Origin of the sequence: Hymenobacter nivis (genome assembly GCF_006439025.1) — a bacterium.
Lineage (GTDB): Bacteria > Bacteroidota > Bacteroidia > Cytophagales > Hymenobacteraceae > Hymenobacter > Hymenobacter nivis_A.
Genome location: NZ_RCYZ01000009.1, coordinates 179,943 through 203,493, shown reverse-complemented (window position 1 = coordinate 203,493; position 23,551 = coordinate 179,943). Strand labels below are relative to the sequence as shown.

Here is a 23,551-nt window from a genome sequence, read left to right as displayed (position 1 = left end):
GGGGCCCCACACGCAAAAGCGGCCGCCACTCCTAGGAGTGGCGGCCGCTTTTCGTATAAATCAGGGCGTATTACTTAGCAGCGGCGGGGGCCGGCGGCGGGGTGGCTGCGGCTGCCTTCACGCGCACGGCAGTGGGGCCCTTCTGGCCCATTTCCACCTCGAAGTTCACCCGGTCGCCCTCTTTAATGGGGCCCCCGGCCAAGCCGTTGGCGTGCACAAAGATGCTTTCCTGGGTCTGCGAATCCTTGATGAAGCCGTAGCCCTTCGAGTCGTTGAAGAAGGCCACGGTGCCGAGGCGCACCACGTCTTCCGGCTCCATATCCTCTTGCTTGGCAATGGAAATGCGCACGTCCTCGTCCTTGATGACGCGCTTCTTGGTCGGGTCGGGCGGGGTGGTGGAGATGTTACCGTTCTCGTCCACGTAGGCCAGCATCTCGTCCAGGCTCTGGCCGGGCTTGGCGTTGGCCTTGCGCTGCTCGCGCTTTTCTTCTTTATCGTTTTTCTTTTTTAGCCGCTTTTTCTCGTTCTCTTTTTTACCGAACGTTTCTTGTGCTCTTCCCATGGGTTGTTGTTAGTTCGACGTAGCTGCTTGGCCTAGCCAAAGCGAAAAGGTTAAAGCGGCTAATTAGATTCCGCCGAAAGGCGAAAGTTACGAAAAAAGTAGTCAGCTTAAAACCCCGGGGCCCTAGCCGCCGCACCCGGCGAAGGCCGCCACCTCGCGCGCCTCGCCGGGGGCCAGGTCGCCGAGCCACACGCCGCCCACGCGCACGCGCACCAGGCGCAGGGTGGGCAAACCCACGGCGGCCGTCATCTTGCGCACCTGCCGGAACTTGCCCTCCGTGAGCACGATGGCTAGCCAGCTGGTGGGCCCGTGCCGCTCGTCGCGGATTTTGCGGGTGCGCGGGGCAAAGGGCGGGGCCGTGGTCAGCCGGCGTGCCTGGCAGGGGGCCGTGTGGTAGGCGGCGCCGTCGGCCGCGCGCAGCGCGAAGCCGGCCTGCAGCTGGGCCAGGGCCTCGTCCGTCACGAGGCCGTCCACCTGGGCGTAGTACTCTTTTTCCACGCCGGGGCTGCGCACCTGCGCGCTCAGGGCCCCGTCCGTAGTGAGCAGCAGCAGGCCCTCGCTGGCCTCGTCGAGGCGGCCGATGGCCATGGTGCCGGGCGGGAAGTCGTGCAGGGCCCCCAGGAACTGCTTGTTCCGCTCGCCCTTAAACTCGCTGCGGAACTGGCTGAGGCACCCATAAGGCTTGTGCAGCACAAAATGCCGGTGTGGCAAAACCGGTGCAGCGGGTGGCAGGAACGGGGGAGCGGGCAGAGTATCCAAAAGGGGCAAAGCAAAGTGAGTAGGTCACAAAAGTCGGGCCCCCGCCCCACACTTTCGCTCAGAACCAGCCGTCGGCGTGGCCCAGGATGGCCGCGGCCAGCCCGTAGGCCAGGGCCTGGTGGGCGCGCTGGTTGAGGTGCGCCGCATCGACGAACAACTCGGCTTCGGCGCCTAGCAGCTGATGCGAGTCGAGCCAGTGCACGTTGGGCAACTCGGGCAGCCGGCGGCGCAACAGCCATCCCCCAAAGCGCCGCAAGGTGTTGTCGGCCGGCGCGAGGCAGGGCAGGGGCGAGAGGAAGACGAACGACGTGCCCGGGTGCTGCCGGGCGCAGGCCGCCAGGCTGCGGAAGCTGGCGCGGTACCGGCGCGAAAACAGCCACAGCCCCGCAATGAGGGCCCCCGCCGCGCCCACGCGGGCGTAGTGGGCCGGCCCAGCCGGCCCCGGGCGGTGGGGCCCCGGGGATTCGCCGCGGGCTGTTTCGGCGTGGGCTTCCTCGGCGTAGTGCCCGAGCTTCTCCTCCACCAGCCGGGTGTCGAATAGGCGGTTGTACTGGTGCACCAGGCTTTTGAGGTAGCCGGTGAACTCGTAGTTGCCCAGCTGAAACACGGCGTGCGTAGGGTGCAGCTCGTCCACGGCGGCCAGGCCCCCCGCCAGGTGCGAGAGCCGCAGGTGAGGCACCCGGCCCACAATTGTGCCGCCCAGCAGCTCGCTGAGCAGCGTGGGGAAGGGCCGGTCCTTGCTCTGGGGCCAGCCCAGCACGTGGCAGCCGCCCACAACAACTATTTCAACTGCTTTCATGGCAAAAAATGGGGGCGGGTAGCGACGGTGTGGACCTTGGAGGCTGTTGGGCGGCGTAAGTTTAAAAAGGCGGAGGTATGGAAAAGATGAACCCAGGGCCCCGGAGCTGCTATTATACGGAAGCCCTAATACTTGGATCTTGCTATGGTTCAAGCTAGAAAACTGGCGCTGGCGCTAACCCCACCGTGCCGCTGGCCGTTAGCACAGCCAATCGACTTTCCTTTTAAAATCTCATCATGTCTGATAAGCCCACCATTTTCCCGCCCCAGAAGCAAGACGCCGGCGCCGGCCACCCCGGCATTGAGGCCAAAATGACCCCTGCCCCGGAATTCATCCGCGAAGGCTACAAAGGGGCCGACAAGCTCAAGGGCAAGGTGGCCCTGATCACGGGCGGCGACTCGGGCATCGGCCGGGCCGTGGCCGTGCACTTTGCCCGCGAAGGTGCCGACGTGGCCATTTGCTACTTCCCCACCGAGCAGGAAGACGCCGAGAAAGTGCAGCAGTTGGTGCAGGCAGAAGGCCGCCGCTGCCTGCTGCTGCCCGGCGATTTGAAAGTGCCGTCCTTCTGCCAAGAAATTGTGGACCGCACCGTGGCTGAGCTGGGCGGGCTGAACGTGCTGGTGAACAATGCCGCCGAGCAGAACTGGCACGACTCGCTGGCCGACATCAAGGACGAGGAGCTGACCAGCATCTTCGACCTGAACATCATCGCCATGTTTCGCATTTCGCGCGCCGCGCTGCCGCACCTTAAGGAGGGCGACTCCATCATCAACACAGCATCGGTGAACGGCTACAAGGGCAACGAGCTGCTGCTCGACTACACCTCCACGAAGGGTGCCATCACGGCCTTCACGCGTGCCTTGTCGCTGCAGCTCGTGTCGAAAGGCATTCGGGTAAACTCGGTGGCCCCGGGCCCCATCTGGACGCCGTTTGTGACGGCGGTGGGCTTCCTCAAGCTGCCCCTGTTTGGCCACGATGTGCCCATGGGCCGCGCCGGCCAGCCTTCGGAAGTGGCCCCGGCCTACGTGTTCCTGGCCTCGGAAGACGCTTCGTACTTCTCGGGCCAAACGCTGCATCCCAACGGCGGCTCGGTGGTGAACGCCTAAGCAGCAAGCGTTAAGTGTCCGGTACGGCCGGGCCTGGGCAACCCTGCCCCGGGCCCGGCCGTATTGGTTTCGTAAAACTGAAAAGAGCAGTTTTATATTTCTTAATCTTTGCATTTATGAACACCAAACTCCTAGGCCTGCTGGCCGCCGCGGCACTCGCCACCGCTTCCTGCTCGCAAGAGAAAACCGACACCAGCGCCACCACTACCGTCGCCACCGGCGGCGACAGCACCTCGGTAACCACCACCGTGGACACGATGGCCTACCGCACCCCGGCCCTGAGCCTCGCCAACCGCGTGGCCGCCGAGCTCAACCCCGCCGATACGGCCTTGCCCCGCAAGCTGCAGCCCATCTACTACACCCGCGGCCGTGCGCTGCAAGCTATTGAAACGCGCTATACCACCGATACCACCGGCCGCTACGCCGCCATTAAGGCCGCCAATGACCAGACCAGTACTGCCGTGAAAGCCGCCGTGTCGGAGCCCCAGTACGTGACCTACTCCACCAACGCCGGTAGCTACTACGGCGGGCCCTACTCGGCCGCAACCCTCGCCGCCGCCCGCGCCACCGACACCAAGGCTAGCCTGGGTGCCCGCGTGGGCCAGGGTTCGGGCATCAAAAAGCTCGAGAACAGCGACGACGAAGGCAAGGTGAAGTACCAGAACGGCGCTAAAATCAAGCGCAGCGACGACGGCTCGTTGAAAATCAAGCGCGCCGACGGTACCAAAATCAAAATTGACGAAGACGGCCACCGCACCGTGAAAAAAGGCTTGTTCTAAGCCCTGCCCGTTGCGGCACACTCGCGCCGCGCAGCACCAAAAGTCCTTCCTCGATTGGGGAAGGACTTTTTTTTGGGCCGCAATTTGCCTGGGGGCCCTGCCGGCCGGCCGCCGCGCCGGGACCCCCAGGGCCCCGGCGAGCGCAATGCCTTGGCCACCTGATTTTACTCGCTGTACCTATGACCGTTAGAATAGTGGCCTTGCTGGCCGCGGTAGCGCTGGCCGCTGGGGCCTGCACCCAGGAAAAGGAGGCCGAAAACACGGCCGCTACCTCCGCTTACCTGCCCACCACGGGGCCCCCGGCCGCCGCCGTGTCGGCCCTCGACACCCTGCAGCTGCGCAACGACGCCGACGTGATGGCCGTGCGCGTGGCCCGCGACCTGCAAATCACCGACCCCGCCCTGCTCACGCGCATCCGCAACGAGTACTACGCCCGGGGCCGCACCCTGCAGGGCTACGCCGCCCAATACGCCGCCGATACCACTGGCGAGGCCGCCGCCGTGCGCGCCGCCAACGCCCAAACCAGCCGCCGCCTGCAAACGGCCTTCACCCCCCACCAGTACCAAGTGTACGCCCGCCACCAGGCGGCCTACTACGCGCCGGTGCGCACCGGTGCCGTAGCGCCCGTGGCCGCCCGCCCGGTGGCCCTGGCGGTGCCCAGCGCCACCCCGCCGCCTGCCACCCGCGGCCGCTACCGGTCCCGCGGGGCCAAGGTGACGTTCCAGAAAGTGAAGTACGCCAACGGCGTGAAAATCAAGCGCAACTTCGACGGCTCGCTAAAAATCAAGCGCGCCGATGGCACCATCGTCAAGTTCGACAAAAACGGCCACCGCACCGTTAAGAAAGGCTTGTTTTAGGGCCCCAGGATCCAAAAAAAGCCCTTTCCCGCATGGGAAAGGGCTTTTTGCGTTAATTGGCTAACTCCCGCCGCCGCTACCAGCGCCAGGTGAGGCTGGCCCCGGTGAAGGGCCCGTACACGAACGGCGCGGGCTGCGCCTGCCGGTACCAGGGCCGGGGCAGGGCCAGGCCCGTGGCCGGGCTGACGCGGGTGCGGCCGTGGGCCACCGCAATTTTGGCGAAGCCGTAGCCCAGGGCAATGCCCAGCGGGTAGTCGGAGGCCCAGTGCACACCGTTGTTGAGCATGGCCGCGCCGAGCACCGTCATCAAGCCGTAGCCCACGGGGCGGATGAAGCGGTACTCGGGGTAGTTTTCGGCGATGACCGTGACCGTGGCCATGGCCGTGGCCAGGTGCCCGGTGGGAAAGGCGTCGTGCTGGGGCACGGCATTTTGGTAGTCGTTGTAGCTGGGCAGCAGGTCCCATTTGCCCCGGGGCTGGGTCGAGACATTGGGGCTCTGGCGGCCGGTGAGGTGCTTGATGAGCTGCGTGGCCAGGCCGGTGGTGAGGATGGCCTCGCCGAGCTGGCTGGAGGTTTGCAGGGCCCTATTGTCGTGCCCAAAAATGCCGTAGGCCAAGAAGCTACTGGCAATGGTGAGGTGCGTCCAGCCATCGCCGAGGAAGTACAAGGACGTGTTGAAGTTGTCGGGCGCGTTGTACTCGATGGGCAGGTTGATGCTGCCGATGTGGAAGGGCAGGCGGAAGAGGTTGCGCTGCTTGTCCTCGGCCGTGATGCCCAAGCCGCGGCCGCCGCGCTGCACCCCGTCGATGATGCCCTGGTCGAAGGCAAACAGCACGACGCTGCTGCCCACGATGCCCGCCAGCAGGGGCACGTTTTTCTTCTTGAAGGCGTAGCCCGGCATCTCGGCCACGTCGCGCGGGATGTGGTAGAGCCACTGAAACGGCCGCGGCTTCTCATAATGCCAGGTCACGCCCGGGGCCACCGTATAGTCGGTGCGGCGGGCGTGGCGGGGCCGGGCGGCGGCCACCGAATCGGCGGGGGCCCCCACGGCGGCGGCAGTAGTAGTGGTGGCGGGGCGAATGGTATCGGCCAGAGCGGCGGGGCGGGGGGCGGCCACCGAGTCGGGGCGCGGGGCGGGCGCGGCGGCGGCCGGGCCCAGGGCAAACAGCAAGGTCAACGGCAGCGCCAGGAGCTGCCACGGCCCCCGCCGATGCGGGTAGCGTAGTAACATGGTAATAGCTAAAGCAATAGAATAAAAAACCGGGCAAATAAAACGTGGCGGCCCGCCGCCGGCCGCCGGGGCCCCGGCCGGTGCAAAGATAACATGCGCATAACACTAGCCGGCCTTTTGGTGGGTGGGCGGGCCCCGGCGTACCTTTCAGCGAGGGGCCCCGGCCCCGGTTACCGCCCCCCACATTGCCTGCATGAGCCCCACCACTGCCCCACCTGCGCCCGCTACCGCCCCCAACCCGTACCAAGCTCCGTTTGAGGCGCTGCGCCGCCGGGCCCCCGCCCTGCGCCAGGAAGAAGTGGCTGCCCGCCGCACCCGCCTGCGCCGGCTGGGCGACTGGCTGACGACCAACCGCACGGCCATCCAGGAGGCGCTGTACGCCGATTTTCGCAAGCCGCCATCGGAAACCGACATCACCGAAATCTGGGCCGCCCAGATTGAGCTCAAGCACACCGCGGCGCACCTCAAAAAGTGGCTGGCCCCGCGCCGCGTGGGCACGCCGCTGGCCCTGGCCGGCACCCGCGGCTGGGTGCAGGTCGAGCCCAAGGGCGTGGCCCTCATCATCGCGCCCTGGAACTACCCGTTTTACCTGGCCGTGAGCCCGCTGGTCTCAGCCATTGCCGCCGGCAACGCCGTGCTGATCAAGCCCGCCGAGCAAACGCCCGCCACCGCCGCCCTGCTGCGGCGCATGGTGGAGGAGCTGTTTCGGCCCGACGAGGTGCTGGTGGTGGAGGGCGACAAGGACGTAGCCACCGACCTGCTGCGCCTGCCCTGGGACCATATTTTCTTCACCGGCTCGCCCGCGGTGGGCAAAATTGTGATGCGCGCCGCCGCCGAGCACCTCAGCGGCCTCACCCTGGAGCTGGGCGGCAAGAGCCCGGCGATAGTGGACGCCACCGCCAACCTGCGCGACGCCGCCGAGAAAATCGTGTGGGGCAAGTTCCTCAACGCCGGCCAAACCTGCGTGGCCCCCGACTACCTGCTCGTGCAGCGCCCCGTGCTGGGGCCCCTGGTGGAGGAAATCAAGGCCGCCATCGGCCGCTTTTACAACCCCGCCGGGGCCGGCGTCAAGGCCTCCGAAGCCTACGCCCGGGTGGTCAACCCGCACCACTTCCACCGCCTGGCCGGGCTGCTGGAAGATGCCCAGACCCGCGGCGCCACCGTGGCCACCGGCGGCACCTTCGACGCCGCCGAGTGCTACCTTGCACCCACCGTGCTCACCGGCGTGCCCGCCGGGGCGGGCGTGCTCGAAGAAGAGATTTTTGGGCCCCTGCTGCCCGTGCTGCCCTTTGATGAGCTGCCCGAGGCGGCGGCCTACGTGAACGCCCGGCCCAAGCCGCTGGCCCAGTATGTATTCAGCAGCAGCCCGGCCAACCGCCGCTACCTGCTCGGCACCGTGGCGGCCGGCGGCGCGGCCGTGAACGAAACCATCCTGCACCTGGCCCACCCCGACCTGCCGTTTGGCGGCGTGGGCACCTCCGGCCTGGGCAAGTCGCACGGCCACGCGGGCTTCCTGGCGTTCAGCAACGAGAAGGGCGTGCTGCAACAGCGCGTGGGCTTCACTGCCCTCAAGGCCATGTACCCGCCCTACACCGGCCGCGTGAAGCGCCTGATTGGCTGGCTGCTGGCCTACCTGTAGGGCCCCTGGGGCCCCTGGGAAACTTAGCTTTGACGGATCAATTACAATAATTATGGGACACGCCGAACGGCAAACGCGCCGCTACACGCCGGAAGAATACCTGGCTCTGGAGGAGAAAAGCGAGGTGCGCCACGAATACTTCGACGGCGAAATATTCGCTATGGCGGGAGCTAGTGCCTCGCACAACCTGATAAAAGGGAATATGGTAGCAGCCTTGCGGCTGGGGGCTCGGCAACGGGGCTGCCGAATATTTGATGAGAATATGCGCTTAGCGGTGCAGGAAAAGGTATTCTATACCTACCCCGACGTCATGGTGAGCTGCGACCCGGCCGACCGCCGCGACCCGTACCTGATTCGCCAACCCGTGTTAATCGTGGAGGTTTTATCGCCCTCCACCGCCGAATACGACCGCACAGAAAAATTTAAACAGTACCAGAAACTCGCCAGCCTGCGCCATTACTTGCTGGTGTCGCAGACCGCTTGGGTGGTCGAGTGGTTCCGGCGCAACGAAGCCGGGCAATGGATTTACACGCTGCTGAGCGAGCCGGCCGACGTGCTCGAAATCCCGGATTTGGGCCTAAGCCTGCCCCTGGCCGAGCTGTACGACGACACGGACGTAGCCCCGCTGCGCGCGACGCCTACGCCCCTGTAAGGCCCCAGTTGCCGCACACGCGGCTACGGCCGAGCCATTTCGGCTTGCACTTGGGCTTGCTTGGCCTTGAAATCGCGGTACTTGGCGGGGCCCATGATTTGCTGGAGCTGGGTTTGCGACGTGACGTTGATGCGCTTGAGGGCGGCGGCCAGCTCGGGCGATTGGGCGGGGTGCTGCGCCCTGGCGGCGTTGACCTGCTCCACGGTGCCGTTGAGCACGGTGCGGATGCGGCCGGTCTGCTCGGGGGTGAGCTTGAGCACGGTGGCCATGGCATCGGCCAAGTCGCGGGCGGCGGTAACGGGCGTGGGCGCAGCGGCGGGCGCGGCAGCCGCTTCGGTTACCGGAGCGGGGCCCTTGGCGCGCTTGTGAAACACGGAGCAGCTGGAGGCTAGGAGCAACACGGCAGCCAGCAGGGGGCGCAAAGCAGGAAATCGCATGGGAAAGTAAGCGGGTTGACTGCTGGCATACGCAAACTTGGGCCCCGTGGCTGTCGGGCGCAGTTTCAGTGCGTGTTGAGGGGGATGCGGATGGCGGGAATCAGCGCCCGGTTGTTGGTGCGCAGCGCTTGCCGCTCCAGTTTGCGGCGGCGATGCGTGTATTTATCCTGCAGGTAGCCAAAGTAGTCGCGGCGGAAAAGACTGTCGAGGCGGGCTGCTTTGACGGAATCAATGCGGCTGTTGGCGAAGCGGCGGTTTTTGCCGCGGAGCGCGTGCCGCACCGCCGCCCGGTTGGTGCGCTCCTGCACCAGAATGGCGCGCAGCCGCTGGTAGGTGTTGCCATCCGTGGTGCTGAGGACGTTGCGCACCCCGCCGCCGCAGTTGCCAAACACCAGCACCACCAGCAGCGGCAGCAACAGCAGGTAGGGCCAGGGCGGGCGCTTCGTCATTGGTGCGTGTTTATAGGATGCTGGCCCTAAGCTACTACGCGCTGCGCGGTGGTGCCGAGCTGGTCGGCTGGGGCCCCCAGGCTGGCCTTGAGCCCCTGGGCCGTGTGGTGGGCCAGGGCCATGATGGTGAGCATGGGGTTCACGCCCGAGCAGGCCGGGAAGGCTGCGCCGTCGGCCACGTACAGGCCGGGCAGCTCCACGGTTTCGCCAGTTACGCGCACGGGGTGGGTGGCGGCGTCGCCGCCCATGCGCGCCGTGCTCATCTGGTGGGCGCTGTAGAGGCCAAACTGGTTGGGCCGCCAGCCCAGGTGCGGCAGCTGGGCCAGCCGCTCGGGGTGGCGCAGGGCCCCGTTGGCGGCCTGCAAGGTGGGCAGCGTGCCGTGGGGCAAATAAATGGTGTGGGCCCCAGCGGCGGCGTGGATTTCGGCCGCCGCCCGCACCCCGGCCAGCAGGTTGCCCCGGTCGAAATCCGACAAAGTGTAATCAATCAGCGGGGCCCCGTGCCGGTCCACGCGCACGCGGCCGCCGTCGCGGTCGCGGGTGAGGGCGATGAACGAGCCCAAGTGGGCGGCCCCGGCCATTAGTTCGCGGTGCTGGGCCCCGCTCAGCCAGGGCAGCACCGTGCTGAGCAGGCCGGGGTGGGTGGGGGGCGTTTCGAGCTTCACGCCGAAGTTGGTGCCGTGCCGGCGGGTGTGGGCGTCGTTCACCACGCTCATGCTGGGGCCGTGCCACGAGTGCATGGGCCAGGGGTAGTGCGCGGCGATGATGAGGGTGGGGTGCAGGTGCAGGTGGCGGCCCAGGTGGGGGTGGCGCAGGCCCGAGCGCAGCAGCAGCGCCGGCGTCTGGATGGCCCCGGCGGCCACCACCACGCAGCGGGCCCGCACCTGCACGCGCACGGCGGGTCCGTCGGCGGGGGCGTACACGGCCTCGGCCCCGGCGGCGCGGCCCTGGGCCCGGGTGATGCGCCCAACGCGGGCATCGGCCAGCAGGCGGGCCCCGTGGCGGGCGGCCAGGGGCAGGTAGGTGTTCAGGGTGCCCTGCTTGTGGCCGTGCCCATCGCCGAGCGACGAGTACCCCAGGGCCCTAAAGTGGGCGTCGGAGGCGTCCACGTTCCGCTCGTTGCGCGGAATCAGGTGCACGTCCTGGCCCAGGCGCTGCGAGCCGTCCCACAGGGCCTGGTTCTGGCCGTTGTGGCGGGCGTAGTCGGTATTCACGCCCAGGGCTTCGCTCACAGCATCAAGGCTTTGCTGGAAGCCAGGGCCCGCGAAGTGGGGCGCCTGGTGCTCGCGGGCCCACTCTTCCAGCACGTAGTCGGGGGTGCGGAAGGCCCCGGCCCAGTTCACGGTGGTGCCGCCGCCCAGGCACGAGCCGGCCAGGATGCCCACGCCGCCATCCTGGGTGCCGAGGGTGCCGCGGGCGTCGTACAGGGCCCCCAGCATGTCGGTTTCGCGCTGCGTGAAGTCGCGCCCGTGGTAGTAAGGGCCCTTTTCAAGCACCAGCACGTCGAAGCCCGCGGCGGCCAGTTCGCCGGCCACCACGCCGCCGCCCGCCCCGGAGCCCACCACCAGCACGTCGCACCAGTACGTAGTATCCACGCGGGGCCGCAGGGTTTCGAGGGGGCGGGCCGTGTCGGCGGGCGCGTCGGCGGGGCCGGGGTAGTCCAGGGCGTCCCAGGCGGCGGGGCGGCCGGGCTTGCTGCCGCCGTAATACAAAAACAAGCACAGCTTGCGCAGCGCCTGAAACCCCTTGCGCAGCGGCGGCAGGCGCGAGGCCGCCCAGCGCTGCAGCAGCTGCTCGCGCTGGGCCGCGCTCAGCTGCGCAAACGACCGCAGGGGCCCCAGCCAGGTGAGGCCCACCACGGGCTGATTCAGCAAATCGAGCAGCTGCCCAAACTCGGCCTGGGCCCCGGCGGGCTGGGCCCGCACGGCGGCCGTAAACTGCGCCAGGTCAATGCCCTCGGAGCCGGCCGGCAGGCCGGGGGCGGGCGGCAGCAGGGTGTCGGCCACGGCGCAAACCACGGCGGCGCGGGCGGGGGTAAGGTCAAACATCGGGCAGAAGGGTAGGAGCGGCAACGGTTTGGAAAAGGTAGGCATTTTTGGGCAAAGTAGTAGGCGTGCCGAGTAGTTTGGGGCGCTGGGGGCCCCGGCGCTACTTTTGCGCCATGCCTGCCCTCGTCCGCACCCCCGAAACCCGCCACCGCGTCCACTTCCAGGACTGCGACATGCTGGGCCACCTCAACAACGCCCGCTACCTCGACTACTTCCTCAACGCCCGCGAAGACCAAGTGGCCCAGCACTACGCCCTGAACATGGGCGAGCTGGCCCGCGAGCAGCACGCGGCCTGGGTCATCACCAAGCACCACATCAGCTACCTCAAGCCCGCGCGCCAGGGCGTGGAGGTGCTCATCCGCACCCAGCTTATCCACTTCGACAACTCCAACTTGGTGGTGGAGATGCAGATGCGCGCCGGCGACGGCCAGCGCCTGCTGGCGCTGCTGTGGTCGGAAATGACGTTTGTGAAGATGCCCGCTGGCACCCGCCTCGACCACTCCGACGAGCTGATGGACTTGCTCGACCAAGTGGACGTGGAAGGGATTGAGTACGACCCCGATGGCTTCGACGACCGAGTGAAGGCCGTGCGCCAGGAGCTGAAGCAGCTGCGCCGCGGGGCCGAGTAGGGCCCCCGGGGCCCCACAACCCGGGGCCCGCGCCGGGCGTAAGCAAGGGGGCGGGCCGGGAATTTCCCCGGCCCGCTTCACCCTTCCCTCCCATGTCAATCTTCAGCAGCGATAAGCTCAAAGGCAAGAAAATTGCCATCATTGCCACCGACGGCTTCGAACAAGTAGAACTCACCGAACCCCAGAAATACCTCAAGGGCGAAGGTGCCGAGGTGGAAGTTATTTCCCTCAAAAGCGGCTCCATCAAAGGCTGGGACGGCCCCAACAACGACTGGGGCGATAAAGTGAGCGTCGATAAAGTGATTGGCGACGTGAAGCCGGCCGATTACGACGCCCTGGTGCTGCCCGGCGGCCAGATGAACCCCGACCTCCTGCGCGTGAATAAAGACGTGGTGAGCTTCGTGCGCGAGTTTGCCGGCTCGGGCAAAGTGGTGGCCGCCATCTGCCACGGGCCCTGGACGCTGATCGAGGCCGACGTGGTGCGCGGCAAGAAAATGACCAGCTGGCCCAGCCTCCAAACCGACCTTAAAAACGCCGGTGCCCACTGGGAAGACTCGGAAGTAGTGACCGATAAAGGCCTCATCACCAGCCGCAAGCCCGACGACCTCCCCGCCTTCAACAAGAAAATTGTGGAGGAAATCCTCGAAGGCCAGCACGCCCCGCGCAGCTAGGGCCCCCAAGGCTTTCCGTTAAAAGTAAAACGGCCCGCTACTTCGCAGTAGCGGGCCGTTTTGCGTGTAGCCTGGACGCTGCGAGTCCGCGTTGCTGCCCTGTTGTAGCCAAGCAGCAGACCGGCTAAACCTAGCGTGGACTTCGTAGTCCGCGTCGCTGCCCGGTAACCGTACAGCATTGACCGCCAAGAGGAAGCGGGCGACGCCGGACTATAAAGCTCGCGCTACAACCCGCGCTACAGCAGCCCGGCGGCGCGCAGTGGGGCCCCGGCCAAGTGCAGCAGGCCGGTTACGGCCAGGTCAAACACGAATAAAAAGCCGCCTTGCAGCAGCACCGAGCGGCCAAAGCCGGCCAGCCGGACGGAGTTGCCAGCCTCGGGATCGGCGGCCCGGCGGCGCAGCCAGAGGCCCACGGCGATGTAAAGCACGTCGAGCCCGGTGTTGATGAGGAATAGGGTTTCGTCGTGGCGGTGGGCCCCCGCCTCATCGGCCAGCGACCAGCCGGGCGGCGGCAGGCGGCGCAACATCACGATGCCCCAGGCCGCAATGCCGGCGTTTACCAGGGCCCAGGCCACGTTCATGAAGTGGAAGTGGTGGGCCTCGGTGCGGCGGTCGGTGTGGGCCACGGCGTAGCCGCTGCCCGCCAGGTTGGCGATGACCCAGGCGGCGAGCACGGCCAGGCCCCGGCCCACAATCAGCCCGCGGGCCGCGTACAGGACGTTGGGATCAAGGACAGGCATGGTGAGAAGATAAAAAAGCCGCCTGCCCGGCGGCCACCCCAACGGGGCGCGCGGGCAGGCGGCGGCAGGGCCCCAGCGGGCCTATTGGGTGAAGCCAATGCCCAAGTACACTTGGAAGGTTTGGTTGTGCAAGTTGGTGTTGGTCAGGTTGGCCACGGTGTTGTTGCCGTATTTTATCGATACGCCGTCCTTGTACACGTTGCCCAGGCCCAGGTCGTAGCGCACGCCGATGCGGGCGGGGCCCACGCGGCCCTCAAAGCCGGCCACCGCGCCGTAGTCGAGCGTGTTGAAGCCGCCGTTGGAGAGGGCAATGTCTTGGTCGTACACCCGGGCGTTGGTCAGCAGCGACACTTGGGGCCCGATGTGGAAGCTCAGGTTTTTGGTGAAGTTGGCCACGTACAAAATGGGCAACTGCAAGTAATTCAGGCGGGTGGTGCGCTGGCTCTCGTTGTAGGCGCCGCCGGCAAAGTTGGCGGTGTAGCCCTTGCGGGTGTACAGCAGCTCGACCTGAACGGACGACACCTGGTTGAAGCCGAACTGGCCGTAGATGCCGCCGTGGAAAGCGTTGAGGTAGTCGGGGTTGAGCAGGCCCTTGCCGCTGCCGTAGAGGTTGGTCAGGTTGTAGCCGCCCTTGATGCCGAAGCCGGTGTTGCGCGAGTCGGTGACGGCGCCGCCGGTGTAATCTTTCGAAGACATGTTGCCGCCGGCGCGTGCCTGGGCCATAGCCGCCGGGGCCGCCGCAGCGCCCAGCATAAGCGTGAGGAGAAGATTTTTCATAAATAAAGAAAAAATAGAAAGGGGGGTAGAAAACGGCGGCCCCGCCGGGGCTCACATCGGGTATCGACGATGCCCTATACTTTGCCGCGGGCAGAAAGTTGCCCACCTGGGGCCCCGGGGCCCAAAAATCCGCCGGCCAGTGCTACCTTTGCCCGGCCCGCCGCCCCCGGCGCGGGCATCTTTGGGGTATTAGCTCAGTTGGTTCAGAGTACCACCCTGACACGGTGGGGGTCACTGGTTCGAGCCCAGTATGCCTCACAAAACGCCTTCCCGCCGCGCGGGGAGGCGTTTTGCTTTTTAGGGCCCCCGGGGCCAGGCGCAGCTCGGTGCCGGGCCATTAGCGGATGGCTTTTGTTCTTAATGGCAAGCAGCTGTGCCAAAAGCAGGAGCTGTTTACTTGTGCGTAAATGCTGGTCACTATCCGCCCAAATGGCAGCAAACGCCTGACAACCAATAATTAGCTTCGATGCTGCCCATTGCCTTTGCCCCCAGCTACGCCCACCCGCTGCCGGCCGCCCACCGCTTCCCGATGCTGAAGTACGAGCTGCTGCCCGAGCAATTGCTGCACGAGGGCACGGCCACGGCCGCCGATTTTTTCGTGCCCGCGCCCCCGCCCGACGAAGATATTTTGCGGGTGCACGACGCCGACTATTACCAGCGCCTGCGCCTCGGCCAGCTCACGCGGCAGGAGGAGCGCGTGACCGGTTTCCCGTGGTCGCCGGAGCTGTTCAGGCGCGAAATCACCATCCTCGGCGGCACCATCGAGTGCGCCCGGCGGGCCCTGGTGCACGGCGCGGCGTTCAACATTGCTGGCGGCACCCACCACGCCTTCCGGGCCCGGGGCGAGGGCTTTTGCCTGCTCAACGACCAGGCCGCCGCCGCCGCCTGGCTGCTGGCCAACGGCCTGGCCAAGCAGGTGCTGATTGTGGACCTGGACGTGCACCAGGGCAACGGCACGGCCGCCATTTTCCAGCACGAGCCGCGCGTGTTCACCTACTCGGTGCACGGGGCCCGCAACTACCCCGGCCGCAAGGAAACCTCCGACCTCGACCAGCCCCTGCCCGACGGCACCGCCGACGCCGAGTACCTGGCGCTGCTGGCCGCCACCCTGGGGCCCCTGGTGGACCGCGTGCGCCCCGACTTCATCTTTTACCTGGCCGGCGTGGACGTGCTGGCCACCGACAAGCTCGGCTACCTGGCCCTGAGCCGCGAAGGCTGCCGCCAGCGCGACGCCCTGGTACTCGGCCTCTGCCACGCCCGCGGCCTGCCCGTGGTGGTGTGCATGGGCGGTGGCTACTCGGCCCGCATCGCCGACATCGTGGAAGCCCACGCCAATACCTTCCGCGTGGCCGCCGGCCTGTGGGACTGAAAATGGCTTTGAAAAAGCGGACCAGTTAGGGCCCCCAGCGGCCCGGCGGTGGCGGCCGTTCGGGGTGGCCTCTGCGCCGCCGGCTGCCTACCTTGCGGCATGACTTTCTTTCCCTCATCGCGCCGCTGGGCGCTGGCCGCCAGCGTGCTACTGGCCGCCACCGGTACCGCTGCGGCCCAAACTATGCCCAACGCCGTGCGCGTCGCGCCCACGCGCGACTCGTCCAGTGTGTACACCTACGTCGAGCAGATGCCGCAGCTACCGGGCGGCGGCAGCAACGCGGCCATTATGGCGGCTATTCAGGCGCGGGTGGCGCCCACGGGTGGCTGCGGCGGCAAGGTATTCGTCTCGTTCGTGGTGGGGCCCAGCGGGGTGGTGCGCGAGGCTAAAATCATCAAAGGACTAGCCGCCAGCTGCGACGAAGCCGTGCTGGCGGCCGTCCGCCAGCTGCCGCGCTTTAGCCCCGGTCGGCAAAACAGACGGCCCGTTTCGGTCGTCCTCACCGTGCCGATTACTTTTTAGCCGATGGCCGCGGCGGCGGGGCTAAGCCCAAAGCGCGGCCAATAACCGGCCCAAAAGCAAAAGCGGTTTTAAGCGCGTCGTTCACCGCTAGCTTGCGGCATGATTGTTTCGCTGCTGTTGCGCTGGCTGGGGTGGGGTTGGATGATTTTGGGCGCCCTGGCCGCCGCCGGCCAGGGGCTGCCCGGCGAGGAGCCGCTGCCCCTCATCTACACCGAGGCCGCGCAAATGCCCGCCCTGCCCACCGGCCCCGGCTACCGCGAGGCCGTGCAGGCCGCCGTGCAGCAGCGGCTGGTGTACCGCCCCAAGGCCGGGGCCCCGCCCCCCAAAGCTACCGACGGGGCCCTGGTGACGTTTGTGGTGGGGGCCACCGGCCGCGTAGGCCGCGTGCAGGTGCTCACCGCGTTGGGCCCCGATTTTGAGCTGGCTGTGCGGGCGGCGGTGGCCAAGCTGCCGCGCTTCGTGCCGGCCCGGCAGGAGGGCGAAGCCGTGGGCGTGTACTACACCCTCGGGGTGGGAGCCCTGGGGCCCTACCAGTTCGGCGCCAAAGCCCTGGATGGCCTGCGCCCGCCCCCCGGCTGGCCCATCGGCGAGCGGGGCGCGTGGGCCTCGCCCCGCCTGCCCAGCGGCGAAAGCATCGAGGCCGCCCTGGAGCGCCGCTTGGTGTTGCCGCCGGCGGGCTCGCTTGGCGCCAACCCCGGCCGCTCCCAAGTAGAAGTCATTTTCACCGTGGATGTCACTGGCCACGTGGTGGACGCGCTGGTGGGCCCCGGCAGTGGGCTGCCCTACAACCGCGCCGCTTTGCAAACCCTGGCCCGCCTGCCCGTCTTCCGGCCCGGCACGTACGAAGACAAGCCGGTGGCCGTGTGGCTGCGGCGCACCATCGTTTTCCCGCGGCCCGAGGAGCTGGAGCAGGCCCGGCGCGACGCCCCGCCGGCTGGGGCCCCCGTGCCGGAAGTGGTGCCCGACGACACTACCCGGGTGTACACCTACGTGGAGCAGATGCCGCGGCTGCCCCGCGAGAGCGGGGCCGTCGAGCTGGTGCAGCTGATTCAGCGCAACGCGGTGCTGCCGGCCGAGGTGCGCGCCGGCCGCGTGGAGGGCCCCGTGGGCGTGTCGTTCGTGGTGGGCCGCAACGGGCGGGTGCGCGCCGCCCAAATTACCCGCGGCCTGAGCCCCGCGGCCGACGCGGCGGTGCTAGCGGCGGTGGGCCAGCTGCCGCGCTTCGTGCCCGGCCGCCAAAACGGCCAGCCGGTAGCGGTGAGCCTCGCCCTGCAGGTGCCGCTGCTGGGCCCCGGCCACGTGTTCGGGGCCAACGACGTGGCCGTGGCCTACGCGCCCAAATTTCCTGCCCCGGGGCTCGGCGCGTACCTGCGCCAAAACCTGCGGCTGCCGCCCGTGGTGACCAAAGAAAACCTGAACGGCCGCGTCGGCGTCAGCTTCGTAGTGGGCGTGGACGGCCGGGTGCGCGAGGCCCAGGTAACGCAGCACCTGTGCGCCAGCTGCGACGAAGAAGCCCTGCGCCTCGTGCGCGCCATGCCCGCCTGGGCCCCCGCCCGCAACGCCGACGGCCACGCCATTGCCGTGCGCACGTACGCCGACGTGGCCCTGCCGCCGCCCGCCGCCCCCGCGGCCCCCGAGGTGGAGGAGGACAAGGTGTACACCTACGTGGAGCGGATGCCGGAGCTGCCCGGCGGTGGCGGCCTCGGCGCCATTGAGGCGGCCATCCGCGAGCGGGCGGTGCGGCCGGCTGCGGCTTGTGCCGGCCGCGTCTTCGTGTCGTTCATTGTGCGGCCCGACGGCACCGTGACGGACGCCAAAATAGTGCGCGGGGTGGGGGGAGACTGCGAAGCGGCCCTACTGGCGGCCACGCGCCAGCTGCCGCGCTTCCTGCCCGGCAGGCAAAACGGGCGGCTGGTGTCGGTGTCGTTCACAGTGTCTGTGGGCTTCTAGCGGTCGGCAACGGAGTAGCCCCGGCTACCGGTGGGCGGCGCCGCGACGTACTGTTGCGCTGCCTGACGGGCGGGGCCCCGCGGAAAAGGGCCCCCAATAAGCGCGGCCGCTGCTAGCTTGCACCGTGCTTAATTTCTTGTCTTTCTGCCGGCGCACTGGGGCCCTGGGGGTCCTGCTGCTGGCCACGGGCCCGGCGGCGCGGGCTCAATTTATGATGCAATACACGCTGGGCGGCGACGGCCCGGAGGTGCACTACGAAATGCCGCGCCTGCCCGGCAGCCAGGGCAGCCAAACCGACGTCATCCACCAGATTCAGCGCGCGCTGGTGCTGCCGGCCAGCGCAGCCGACGGCTATGTGCGCGTGGCCTTCGCGGTGGGGCCCGACGGGGCGGTGCACGACGCTAAGATGGTGAAGGGAATCAGCCCAGGCGTGGACGCGGCGGTGCTGGCGGCTGTGGCTCAGCTGCCCCGCTTCACCCCCGCCACGCGCAACGGCACGCCCATCGAGCAGCGTTTCGAGTTAGGCATCCCGTTCGTGGGGCCCCGGCACGTATACGCCCCGGGCGAGTTGCACCTGGGGCCCTCCGGCTACCCCTTGCCACAGGCCCCGCGGCCCGACTCGGCCCAAGTGGTCGAAATCATGCAAGGGTTTTCGCAGCAGCTCGACGACCCCACCTACGCCGCCCGCTTCCGGGCCGCCGCCGAGGCCGTGCAACGCGCGCTGGTGGTGCCGGCCGAGGTGCGCAGCGGCAAAGTAGAAGGCCAAGTGCTGGTGCACCTCACCGTGGGGCCCAGCGGCGTACCCTATAGCGTGCGCCTAGCCAACAGCCTGAGCCCCGCGGCCGATGCCGCCGTGGCCGCCGCCGTGGGCCAGCTGCCCCGCTTTGCCCCCAACCAGCACAAGGGCCAGCCCGCGGCCGCGGCCATGGATTTTCTGGTTACGGTCGTGAGCCCCACGCACGTGTACTCCGATTCGGAAATGGCCCAGCCGGCCGAATTTCCCGCGCCGGGGCTTGATGAATACGTCAGTCAAAACCTGCGCCTGCCGGCCGAGGTGCAAAACCACAGCCGCTGGGGCGACGTGGGAATTGACTGCGTGGTGGGCACCGACGGCCGCGTACGCAACGCCGCCGTGGCCTTGCCCCTGAGCCCGGTCTGCGATACGGCTGCCCTGCGCCTGGTGCGCGCCCTACCCGCCTGGACGCCCGCCCGCAATGCCCAGGGCCAAGCCGCGCCGGTACGCAAATTTCTGAAAATCAGCTTTCCCTACACCGGCAGCGAAGCAAGCGTGGAGGACCTGCGGCGAGAAACCCTTAACCGGTTCAGCACCCTAGACATTGACGACGGCTGGGCCCCGGGTCAGCAGACCTACACCGGGGCAGCGCAAATGCCTCAACCGCCCGGCGGGGGCGGCGCCGCGGCCGTGGTGGCGGCCATCCGGCAGCGGCTTATGTTGCCCGCCGGGCCCGCCTGCCGGGCCGGGCGCGTCGTGGTGGCCTTCACTGTCGAAATTACCGGCACGCCCACCGGCGCCTACGTGGTGCAGGGGCTGGACGAACGTTGCGACGCGGCCGTGCTGGCCGCCGTGCGCCGGCTGCCCCGCTTCGCCCCGGGCCGGCTCAAAAACGGCCAACTGGTTCGGGTGCTCTACGCCGTGGCCGTGCCCCTGGCCGCCCCGGCCCCCGTCCCTAGCGCCCGCCGGGGCCCCCAGCGGGCCAAATAATCAGCTGCCACCGAAACGCCCAGCGCCAGCGCAGCTCGTACTGCGTGAGGCCCGCCCGCGCCAGCAGCCGCGCCCAATCGGCGCGCCGAAAGGCGCGGGCCACCGACAGCGGCGCGTCGTGCCGCACCAGGTACGAGCCGCCGAGCAGCCGCGTCAGGGCCCAAATGCTGCCGTAGGCCAGCCAGTGCCGGTGCAGGTCGTTGATGACCACGGCCACCCGCGCCTGCCGGGCCCATTGCCGCAGCAGGGCCCCCAGCTCGTCATCGGTGAAGTGGTGGCAGAACAGGCTGCACGTCAGCACATCGAAGGGCTGGGCCTGAAATTCAGCCGAGAAAATATCGAACTGCTGGTAGCTGATTTCGGGGTAATCCTGGCTTTTGGCGCGGGCATAGTCCAGCATAAAAGCGTTGGCGTCAATGCCGACCAACTCCACCGCTATGCCGTGGCGGCGGGCCCAGCGGGCCACGTGGCGCAACGTATCGCCGCCGCCGCTGCCCAGGTCGGCCACGCGCAGGGCCCGGCCCTGGGGAAAGCGCGGCCGCAGCCGAGCCAGCGCGTCCAGCACCGGCCGGTAGCCGCCCAGCCACGTGTTGATGACTTCCAGCTCGTCGAGGTTGCGGCGCAAGTCGTCCGAGGCCAGCGTCAGGTCGTCCATCAGCTCGGGCCCCGGCGCGCGGTTATTTAGCATTTAACAGGTATCATTTAACACGCACTTTTGCTACTCAGCAGCCACGAACGCGCCGGTAACTGGCTCACCTTTCATCGAATGGACGGCCTCTTCTTGGTTGACCATCAACCCCTGATTGTCAACTGAAATCTCCAGCAACATGGCTTCCAGCGTGAGGCCGGGGCCGAAGGCGAAGCTGAGCACCGGGGCCCCGTGGTCGGCGGGCGTGGCGGCGGCCAGCACGTCGCGCAGCACAAACAGCACCGTGGCCGACGACATGTTGCCGTAGTCGCGCAGCACGCGGTAGGCATAGCGGTTGTCGTCGTGGCTCAGGTCCAGGGCTTGCTCGATGGTTTCCAGAATCTTGCGCCCGCCGGGGTGAATGGCGAAGTGGTGGATGTCCGCGCGCCGTACCGGCAAGTGCTCCAGCAACTGCTCCGTCAGCCGCCCAATGCCGCGTTGAATAAGCTTGGGCACGTAGCTGCTCAGCGTCATTTCAAACCCGAAGTCGTTGATGTGCCAGGCCATGTCGGCGTGCCCGTCGGGTTCCAGGCCGCAGTGAAACGCCGTGAGGGCCAGGCTAGGGGCCCCGTCGGGCAGCGGCCGGCCCTGCACCAGGCAGGCCGCCGCGCCGTCGCCAAACAGCGCGTTGCTCACCAAGTGGTCGTCCTCGGCGCTCTTTTGGAAGTGCAGCGTGCACAGCTCCACGCTCACCACCAGCACGCGGGCGGCGGGGTTGGCGCGGCAGGCGGCGTCGGCCAGCTTCAGGGCATTCACGGCCGCGTAGCAGCCCATGAAGTTCACGCAGGTGCGCTGCACCGAAGCCGGCAGCCCCAGGGCCTGCACCAGCTCAATGTCGAGCCCTGGGGCGTACATGCCCGTGCAACTCACCGTGACGAGGTGTGTGACGGTGGCCAAATCCAGGCTCGGCACCTGGCGGCGGCAGTCGGCTACGGCGGCCAAGGCCAGCGGCAGGGCCTCGCGGCGGTACACGGCCATGCGCTGCCCCACGCTGGGAAAAGGCTCCAGGCCGGGCGTGTTGGGGAAGAAAGTGTAGTCGCCGTTGGCGCGGCCGTAGTCGGGCAGCACCGAATAGCGGTGCCCGATGCCCGACACGCGGTATAGGGCCCGCAGCCGGCGGGTATCGTCGGCCCCGAATTCGAGGGCCTGGGCCATGAAATCGGCAATTTGCTGCTGCCCAAGGCAGTGCGGCGGATTAGCGGTGCCGATGGCCCCTAGGTAGCTGGTCATTAAGCGTATTTTACGCAAAATACGTGGCGCACGGGGGCAAAAGATTTTGGCCGCCGGGCCCACTCCGCGCTTTCCTTAGAACGGGGCCCCGTGGGTGCGCCGCATCAGGGCCTGCACCGCGCCCGGCCAGTGGGCCAGGGCCCCCACCACGGCCTCGCTTAGCACGGGCCCTCCAAATAGGCCCTGCACGGCGCGCCCCACCCGCAGCCGGGCCCCAAACTGCGCCCGCCAGGCCCCAGCGTAGGCCGCCTCCATCTGCGTGCGGCTGGTTTTTTCGATCAAAAAATCGTGGGCCGCGGCGCTGGCTAGGGCCCCACCGTGCAGGGCCATGGCCATGCCGTTGCCGCACAAGGGGGTGATGAGGCCGGCCGCGTCGCCGCACATCAGCACGTGCTGCTCCACGGGTTGCTTCGGGGCGAAGGAAATCTCGTTGATCACCTCCGGCTGCGGGTACAGGAATTCGGCTTCGTGGAAGATGGCGCGCAGGTGCGGATTGCGGTGCAGCACCGCTTTTTCCATGGCCGAAATGGTGCCGCCGTGGGCCTTCAAATTGGTGCGCGTGGTGAGGTAGCAGAAGCATAGCTTGCCGTCCTCGATGGCCGAAATGCCCGCGTAGCCATCGCGAAAATTGTGCAGCGCAATCACGTCGCGGGCGTGGCCCGGCAGGCGCAGGTGGTACTTCACCCCGAGGTAGGGCGAGCGCTGCCGAAAAAACGGTCGGTCGAGCTGGCGGTCCAGGTTGGCGCGCTTGCCGTAGGCCCCCAGCACCACGCGCGGGGCCAGGGTGCGGCCGTCGGCCAGGGCCACCGCGTGGCGCCCCGCCGCGGCGTCGAACGCCACGCTGGCCACCGTAGCGGGCAAGTAAAACTGTACGCCCGCCGCCAGCGCCCGCCGGTACAGAAACTCGTCCAGCGCATAGCGGCTCACTCCGAAACCGCCCAGGTCCAGGGGGCTGCGCAGCACGCGCCCGGCCGGCGACGATAGCTCGAACCGCCGGATGTCGGCCACGCCCAGCGGCGCCGGATCGGCCCCGAGCCGGGCCAAGTACGGGAGCACCTCGTTGCTGACGTATTCGCCGCACACGCGGTGGAAAGGGTAGGGCCGGCGCTCGGCCAGGGCTACGGCGTGGCCGCGCCCGGCCAGGTCGAGGGCCGCCGCCAGTCCAGCCAGGCCCCCGCCAATAATGAGGACGTCCACTTTACTATTTGCTAAGTACTAGTTAGTCGATGAATAATAGCTGGCAAACCTGAAAAGGTTTGATTCCATCGGTAATAACAACTTTTTCATCAATAACATAGAGATTAGGAATTATCTTTGTCAACCAAATTTAATTCCCACCGTTAACTCCATCAGCTCGTGCGTCCTCCACCGCATTCGGGCCGATTTGCTACCCTGACTTTTTGTATGATGCCACGCCTACTTGCTCTTTCCTTTGCCTTGGCCCTGGCCACTGCTGGCCTAGCTAGCGGGTTTGCTCCAGTTGCCCCGGCCCGGCCTATCGAGGCCCAGCATACCGCTGTGCAGCAAACGCGCCCCGGCACCGATGATAAAACATTGGTATTGTACCCAAACCCCACTAACCCCGGCTTGGTGCAGCTTACCATTAACGGCCAAGAAGGCCGCCGCTTCGAATTGCAGGTACTGAACGTAATTGGCTCCGTAGTGTACCACGAAACCGTGACCGACCTTAATAACCGCGCTACCAAAGTGCTTGACATGAGGGGCTTTGCCAACGGCCTATACTATGTGAAGCTGGAAGGCAGCGGAGTTAACCAAATGAGTAAGCTTGTCATCCGCTAACGATTTCAACGGCAACGCCTCGGTTTTCGTGTGGCAGAGGCAATAAAAAAGCAGCCCGCGGGCTGCTTTTTCTATTTAAAGGGTAGTCGGTCAGCGTTTACTTGCTCCGTACCGGTACGGGGATCAGCTTGGGT

24 protein-coding genes and 1 tRNA gene are annotated in these 23,551 nt (G+C 67.2%); 13 read left to right on the top strand and 12 right to left on the bottom strand.

Going from position 1 to position 23,551, the window contains the following annotated elements; genetic code table 11:
- Positions 1-70: 70 nt before the first annotated feature.
- The 3 genes from EAH73_RS19735 to EAH73_RS19725 form a co-directional block, all read right to left on the bottom strand.
- Complete coding sequence (locus tag EAH73_RS19735; protein ID WP_140469146.1) at positions 71-562, bottom strand: cold-shock protein; 492 nt, start codon at positions 560-562, stop codon at positions 71-73.
- 123 nt (positions 563-685) lie between these two features.
- Positions 686-1,255 carry a pseudouridine synthase gene (locus EAH73_RS19730; protein ID WP_240047345.1) on the bottom strand — a complete coding sequence of 190 codons (570 nt, stop codon included), beginning with the start codon at positions 1,253-1,255 and terminating at the stop codon, positions 686-688.
- 124 nt (positions 1,256-1,379) lie between these two features.
- Positions 1,380-2,120 (bottom strand): hypothetical protein, encoded by a 741-nt coding sequence (locus EAH73_RS19725; protein ID WP_140469144.1) that lies wholly within the window; start codon positions 2,118-2,120, stop codon positions 1,380-1,382.
- A 236-nt stretch (positions 2,121-2,356) separates the two neighbouring features.
- Here EAH73_RS19725 and EAH73_RS19720 point away from each other — a divergent pair, with 236 nt between their 5' ends.
- The 3 genes from EAH73_RS19720 to EAH73_RS19710 all read left to right on the top strand — a co-directional run bounded on the left by EAH73_RS19720 (position 2,357) and on the right by EAH73_RS19710 (position 4,862).
- Entirely contained in the window at positions 2,357-3,226 is an 870-nt protein-coding gene (locus EAH73_RS19720; protein WP_140469143.1) for an SDR family oxidoreductase, read from the top strand.
- Positions 3,227-3,342: 116 nt separating this feature from the next.
- Positions 3,343-4,005 (top strand): hypothetical protein, encoded by a 663-nt coding sequence (locus EAH73_RS19715; RefSeq protein WP_140469142.1) that lies wholly within the window; start codon positions 3,343-3,345, stop codon positions 4,003-4,005.
- A gap of 179 nt (positions 4,006-4,184) precedes the next feature.
- Positions 4,185-4,862, top strand: coding sequence for a hypothetical protein (locus EAH73_RS19710; RefSeq protein ID WP_140469141.1), 678 nt, complete (start codon positions 4,185-4,187; stop codon positions 4,860-4,862).
- Between the two features lie 76 nt (positions 4,863-4,938).
- Here the strand turns inward: EAH73_RS19710 and EAH73_RS19705 are convergent, their stop codons facing one another.
- On the bottom strand, positions 4,939-6,093 hold the full coding sequence (locus EAH73_RS19705) for a phosphatase PAP2 family protein (RefSeq protein WP_140469140.1): 1,155 nt from the start codon (positions 6,091-6,093) through the stop codon (positions 4,939-4,941).
- 193 nt (positions 6,094-6,286) lie between these two features.
- Here EAH73_RS19705 and EAH73_RS19700 point away from each other — a divergent pair, with 193 nt between their 5' ends.
- Positions 6,287-7,732, top strand: a complete 1,446-nt coding sequence (locus EAH73_RS19700) for an aldehyde dehydrogenase family protein (protein ID WP_140469139.1) — start codon at positions 6,287-6,289, stop codon at positions 7,730-7,732.
- A gap of 52 nt (positions 7,733-7,784) precedes the next feature.
- Positions 7,785-8,384, top strand: coding sequence for a Uma2 family endonuclease (locus EAH73_RS19695; RefSeq protein ID WP_140469138.1), 600 nt, complete (start codon positions 7,785-7,787; stop codon positions 8,382-8,384).
- Between the two features lie 23 nt (positions 8,385-8,407).
- Here the strand turns inward: EAH73_RS19695 and EAH73_RS19690 are convergent, their stop codons facing one another.
- The 3 genes from EAH73_RS19690 to EAH73_RS19680 all read right to left on the bottom strand — a co-directional run bounded on the left by EAH73_RS19690 (position 8,408) and on the right by EAH73_RS19680 (position 11,318).
- Positions 8,408-8,821, bottom strand: coding sequence for a hypothetical protein (locus EAH73_RS19690; protein WP_140469137.1), 414 nt, complete (start codon positions 8,819-8,821; stop codon positions 8,408-8,410).
- Between the two features lie 65 nt (positions 8,822-8,886).
- Positions 8,887-9,270: a hypothetical protein gene (locus EAH73_RS19685; protein WP_140469136.1), complete on the bottom strand. Its 384-nt coding sequence runs from the start codon at positions 9,268-9,270 to the stop codon at positions 8,887-8,889.
- A 26-nt stretch (positions 9,271-9,296) separates the two neighbouring features.
- The gene (locus EAH73_RS19680; RefSeq protein ID WP_140469135.1) at positions 9,297-11,318 is read right to left on the bottom strand and encodes an FAD-dependent oxidoreductase; all 2,022 of its coding nucleotides are present in this window, start codon (positions 11,316-11,318) and stop codon (positions 9,297-9,299) included.
- A 113-nt stretch (positions 11,319-11,431) separates the two neighbouring features.
- Between EAH73_RS19680 and EAH73_RS19675 the strand changes: the two genes are divergently transcribed.
- Positions 11,432-11,947, top strand: a complete 516-nt coding sequence (locus EAH73_RS19675) for an acyl-CoA thioesterase (RefSeq protein WP_140469134.1) — start codon at positions 11,432-11,434, stop codon at positions 11,945-11,947.
- A 92-nt stretch (positions 11,948-12,039) separates the two neighbouring features.
- Positions 12,040-12,618: a type 1 glutamine amidotransferase domain-containing protein gene (locus tag EAH73_RS19670; RefSeq protein ID WP_140469133.1), complete on the top strand. Its 579-nt coding sequence runs from the start codon at positions 12,040-12,042 to the stop codon at positions 12,616-12,618.
- A gap of 236 nt (positions 12,619-12,854) precedes the next feature.
- Here EAH73_RS19670 and EAH73_RS19665 read toward each other — a convergent pair whose 3' ends face one another.
- Both EAH73_RS19665 and EAH73_RS19660 read right to left on the bottom strand, forming a co-directional pair.
- The gene (locus tag EAH73_RS19665; RefSeq protein WP_140469132.1) at positions 12,855-13,358 is read right to left on the bottom strand and encodes a DUF6992 family protein; all 504 of its coding nucleotides are present in this window, start codon (positions 13,356-13,358) and stop codon (positions 12,855-12,857) included.
- 81 nt (positions 13,359-13,439) lie between these two features.
- Positions 13,440-14,135 carry a porin family protein gene (locus EAH73_RS19660; RefSeq protein ID WP_140469131.1) on the bottom strand — a complete coding sequence of 232 codons (696 nt, stop codon included), beginning with the start codon at positions 14,133-14,135 and terminating at the stop codon, positions 13,440-13,442.
- A 183-nt stretch (positions 14,136-14,318) separates the two neighbouring features.
- Between EAH73_RS19660 and EAH73_RS19655 the strand changes: the two genes are divergently transcribed.
- The 5 genes from EAH73_RS19655 to EAH73_RS19630 all read left to right on the top strand — a co-directional run bounded on the left by EAH73_RS19655 (position 14,319) and on the right by EAH73_RS19630 (position 19,699).
- Positions 14,319-14,393: transfer RNA gene (locus EAH73_RS19655), tRNA-Val, on the top strand.
- Between the two features lie 208 nt (positions 14,394-14,601).
- Positions 14,602-15,504, top strand: a complete 903-nt coding sequence (locus EAH73_RS19650) for a histone deacetylase (RefSeq protein WP_140469130.1) — start codon at positions 14,602-14,604, stop codon at positions 15,502-15,504.
- A 99-nt stretch (positions 15,505-15,603) separates the two neighbouring features.
- Positions 15,604-16,026, top strand: coding sequence for an energy transducer TonB (locus EAH73_RS19645; RefSeq protein ID WP_140469129.1), 423 nt, complete (start codon positions 15,604-15,606; stop codon positions 16,024-16,026).
- Between the two features lie 99 nt (positions 16,027-16,125).
- The gene (locus tag EAH73_RS19635; RefSeq protein ID WP_140469128.1) at positions 16,126-17,976 is read left to right on the top strand and encodes an energy transducer TonB; all 1,851 of its coding nucleotides are present in this window, start codon (positions 16,126-16,128) and stop codon (positions 17,974-17,976) included.
- 124 nt (positions 17,977-18,100) lie between these two features.
- A complete protein-coding gene (locus EAH73_RS19630) occupies positions 18,101-19,699 on the top strand; it encodes an energy transducer TonB (protein ID WP_140469127.1) in 1,599 nt (532 codons plus the stop codon).
- Here EAH73_RS19630 and EAH73_RS19625 read toward each other — a convergent pair.
- The 3 genes from EAH73_RS19625 to EAH73_RS19615 form a co-directional block, all read right to left on the bottom strand.
- Complete coding sequence (locus EAH73_RS19625) at positions 19,665-20,387, bottom strand: methyltransferase domain-containing protein (protein ID WP_140469126.1); 723 nt, start codon at positions 20,385-20,387, stop codon at positions 19,665-19,667. The genes EAH73_RS19630 and EAH73_RS19625 overlap by 35 nt on opposite strands.
- Positions 20,388-20,417: 30 nt before the next feature.
- Positions 20,418-21,617: a type III polyketide synthase gene (locus EAH73_RS19620; RefSeq protein WP_140469125.1), complete on the bottom strand. Its 1,200-nt coding sequence runs from the start codon at positions 21,615-21,617 to the stop codon at positions 20,418-20,420.
- Positions 21,618-21,692: 75 nt separating this feature from the next.
- On the bottom strand, positions 21,693-22,814 hold the full coding sequence (locus tag EAH73_RS19615) for an NAD(P)/FAD-dependent oxidoreductase (RefSeq protein WP_140469124.1): 1,122 nt from the start codon (positions 22,812-22,814) through the stop codon (positions 21,693-21,695).
- Between the two features lie 207 nt (positions 22,815-23,021).
- Between EAH73_RS19615 and EAH73_RS19610 the strand changes: the two genes are divergently transcribed.
- Positions 23,022-23,417, top strand: coding sequence for a T9SS type A sorting domain-containing protein (locus EAH73_RS19610; RefSeq protein ID WP_140469123.1), 396 nt, complete (start codon positions 23,022-23,024; stop codon positions 23,415-23,417).
- Positions 23,418-23,551 lie beyond the last annotated feature (134 nt).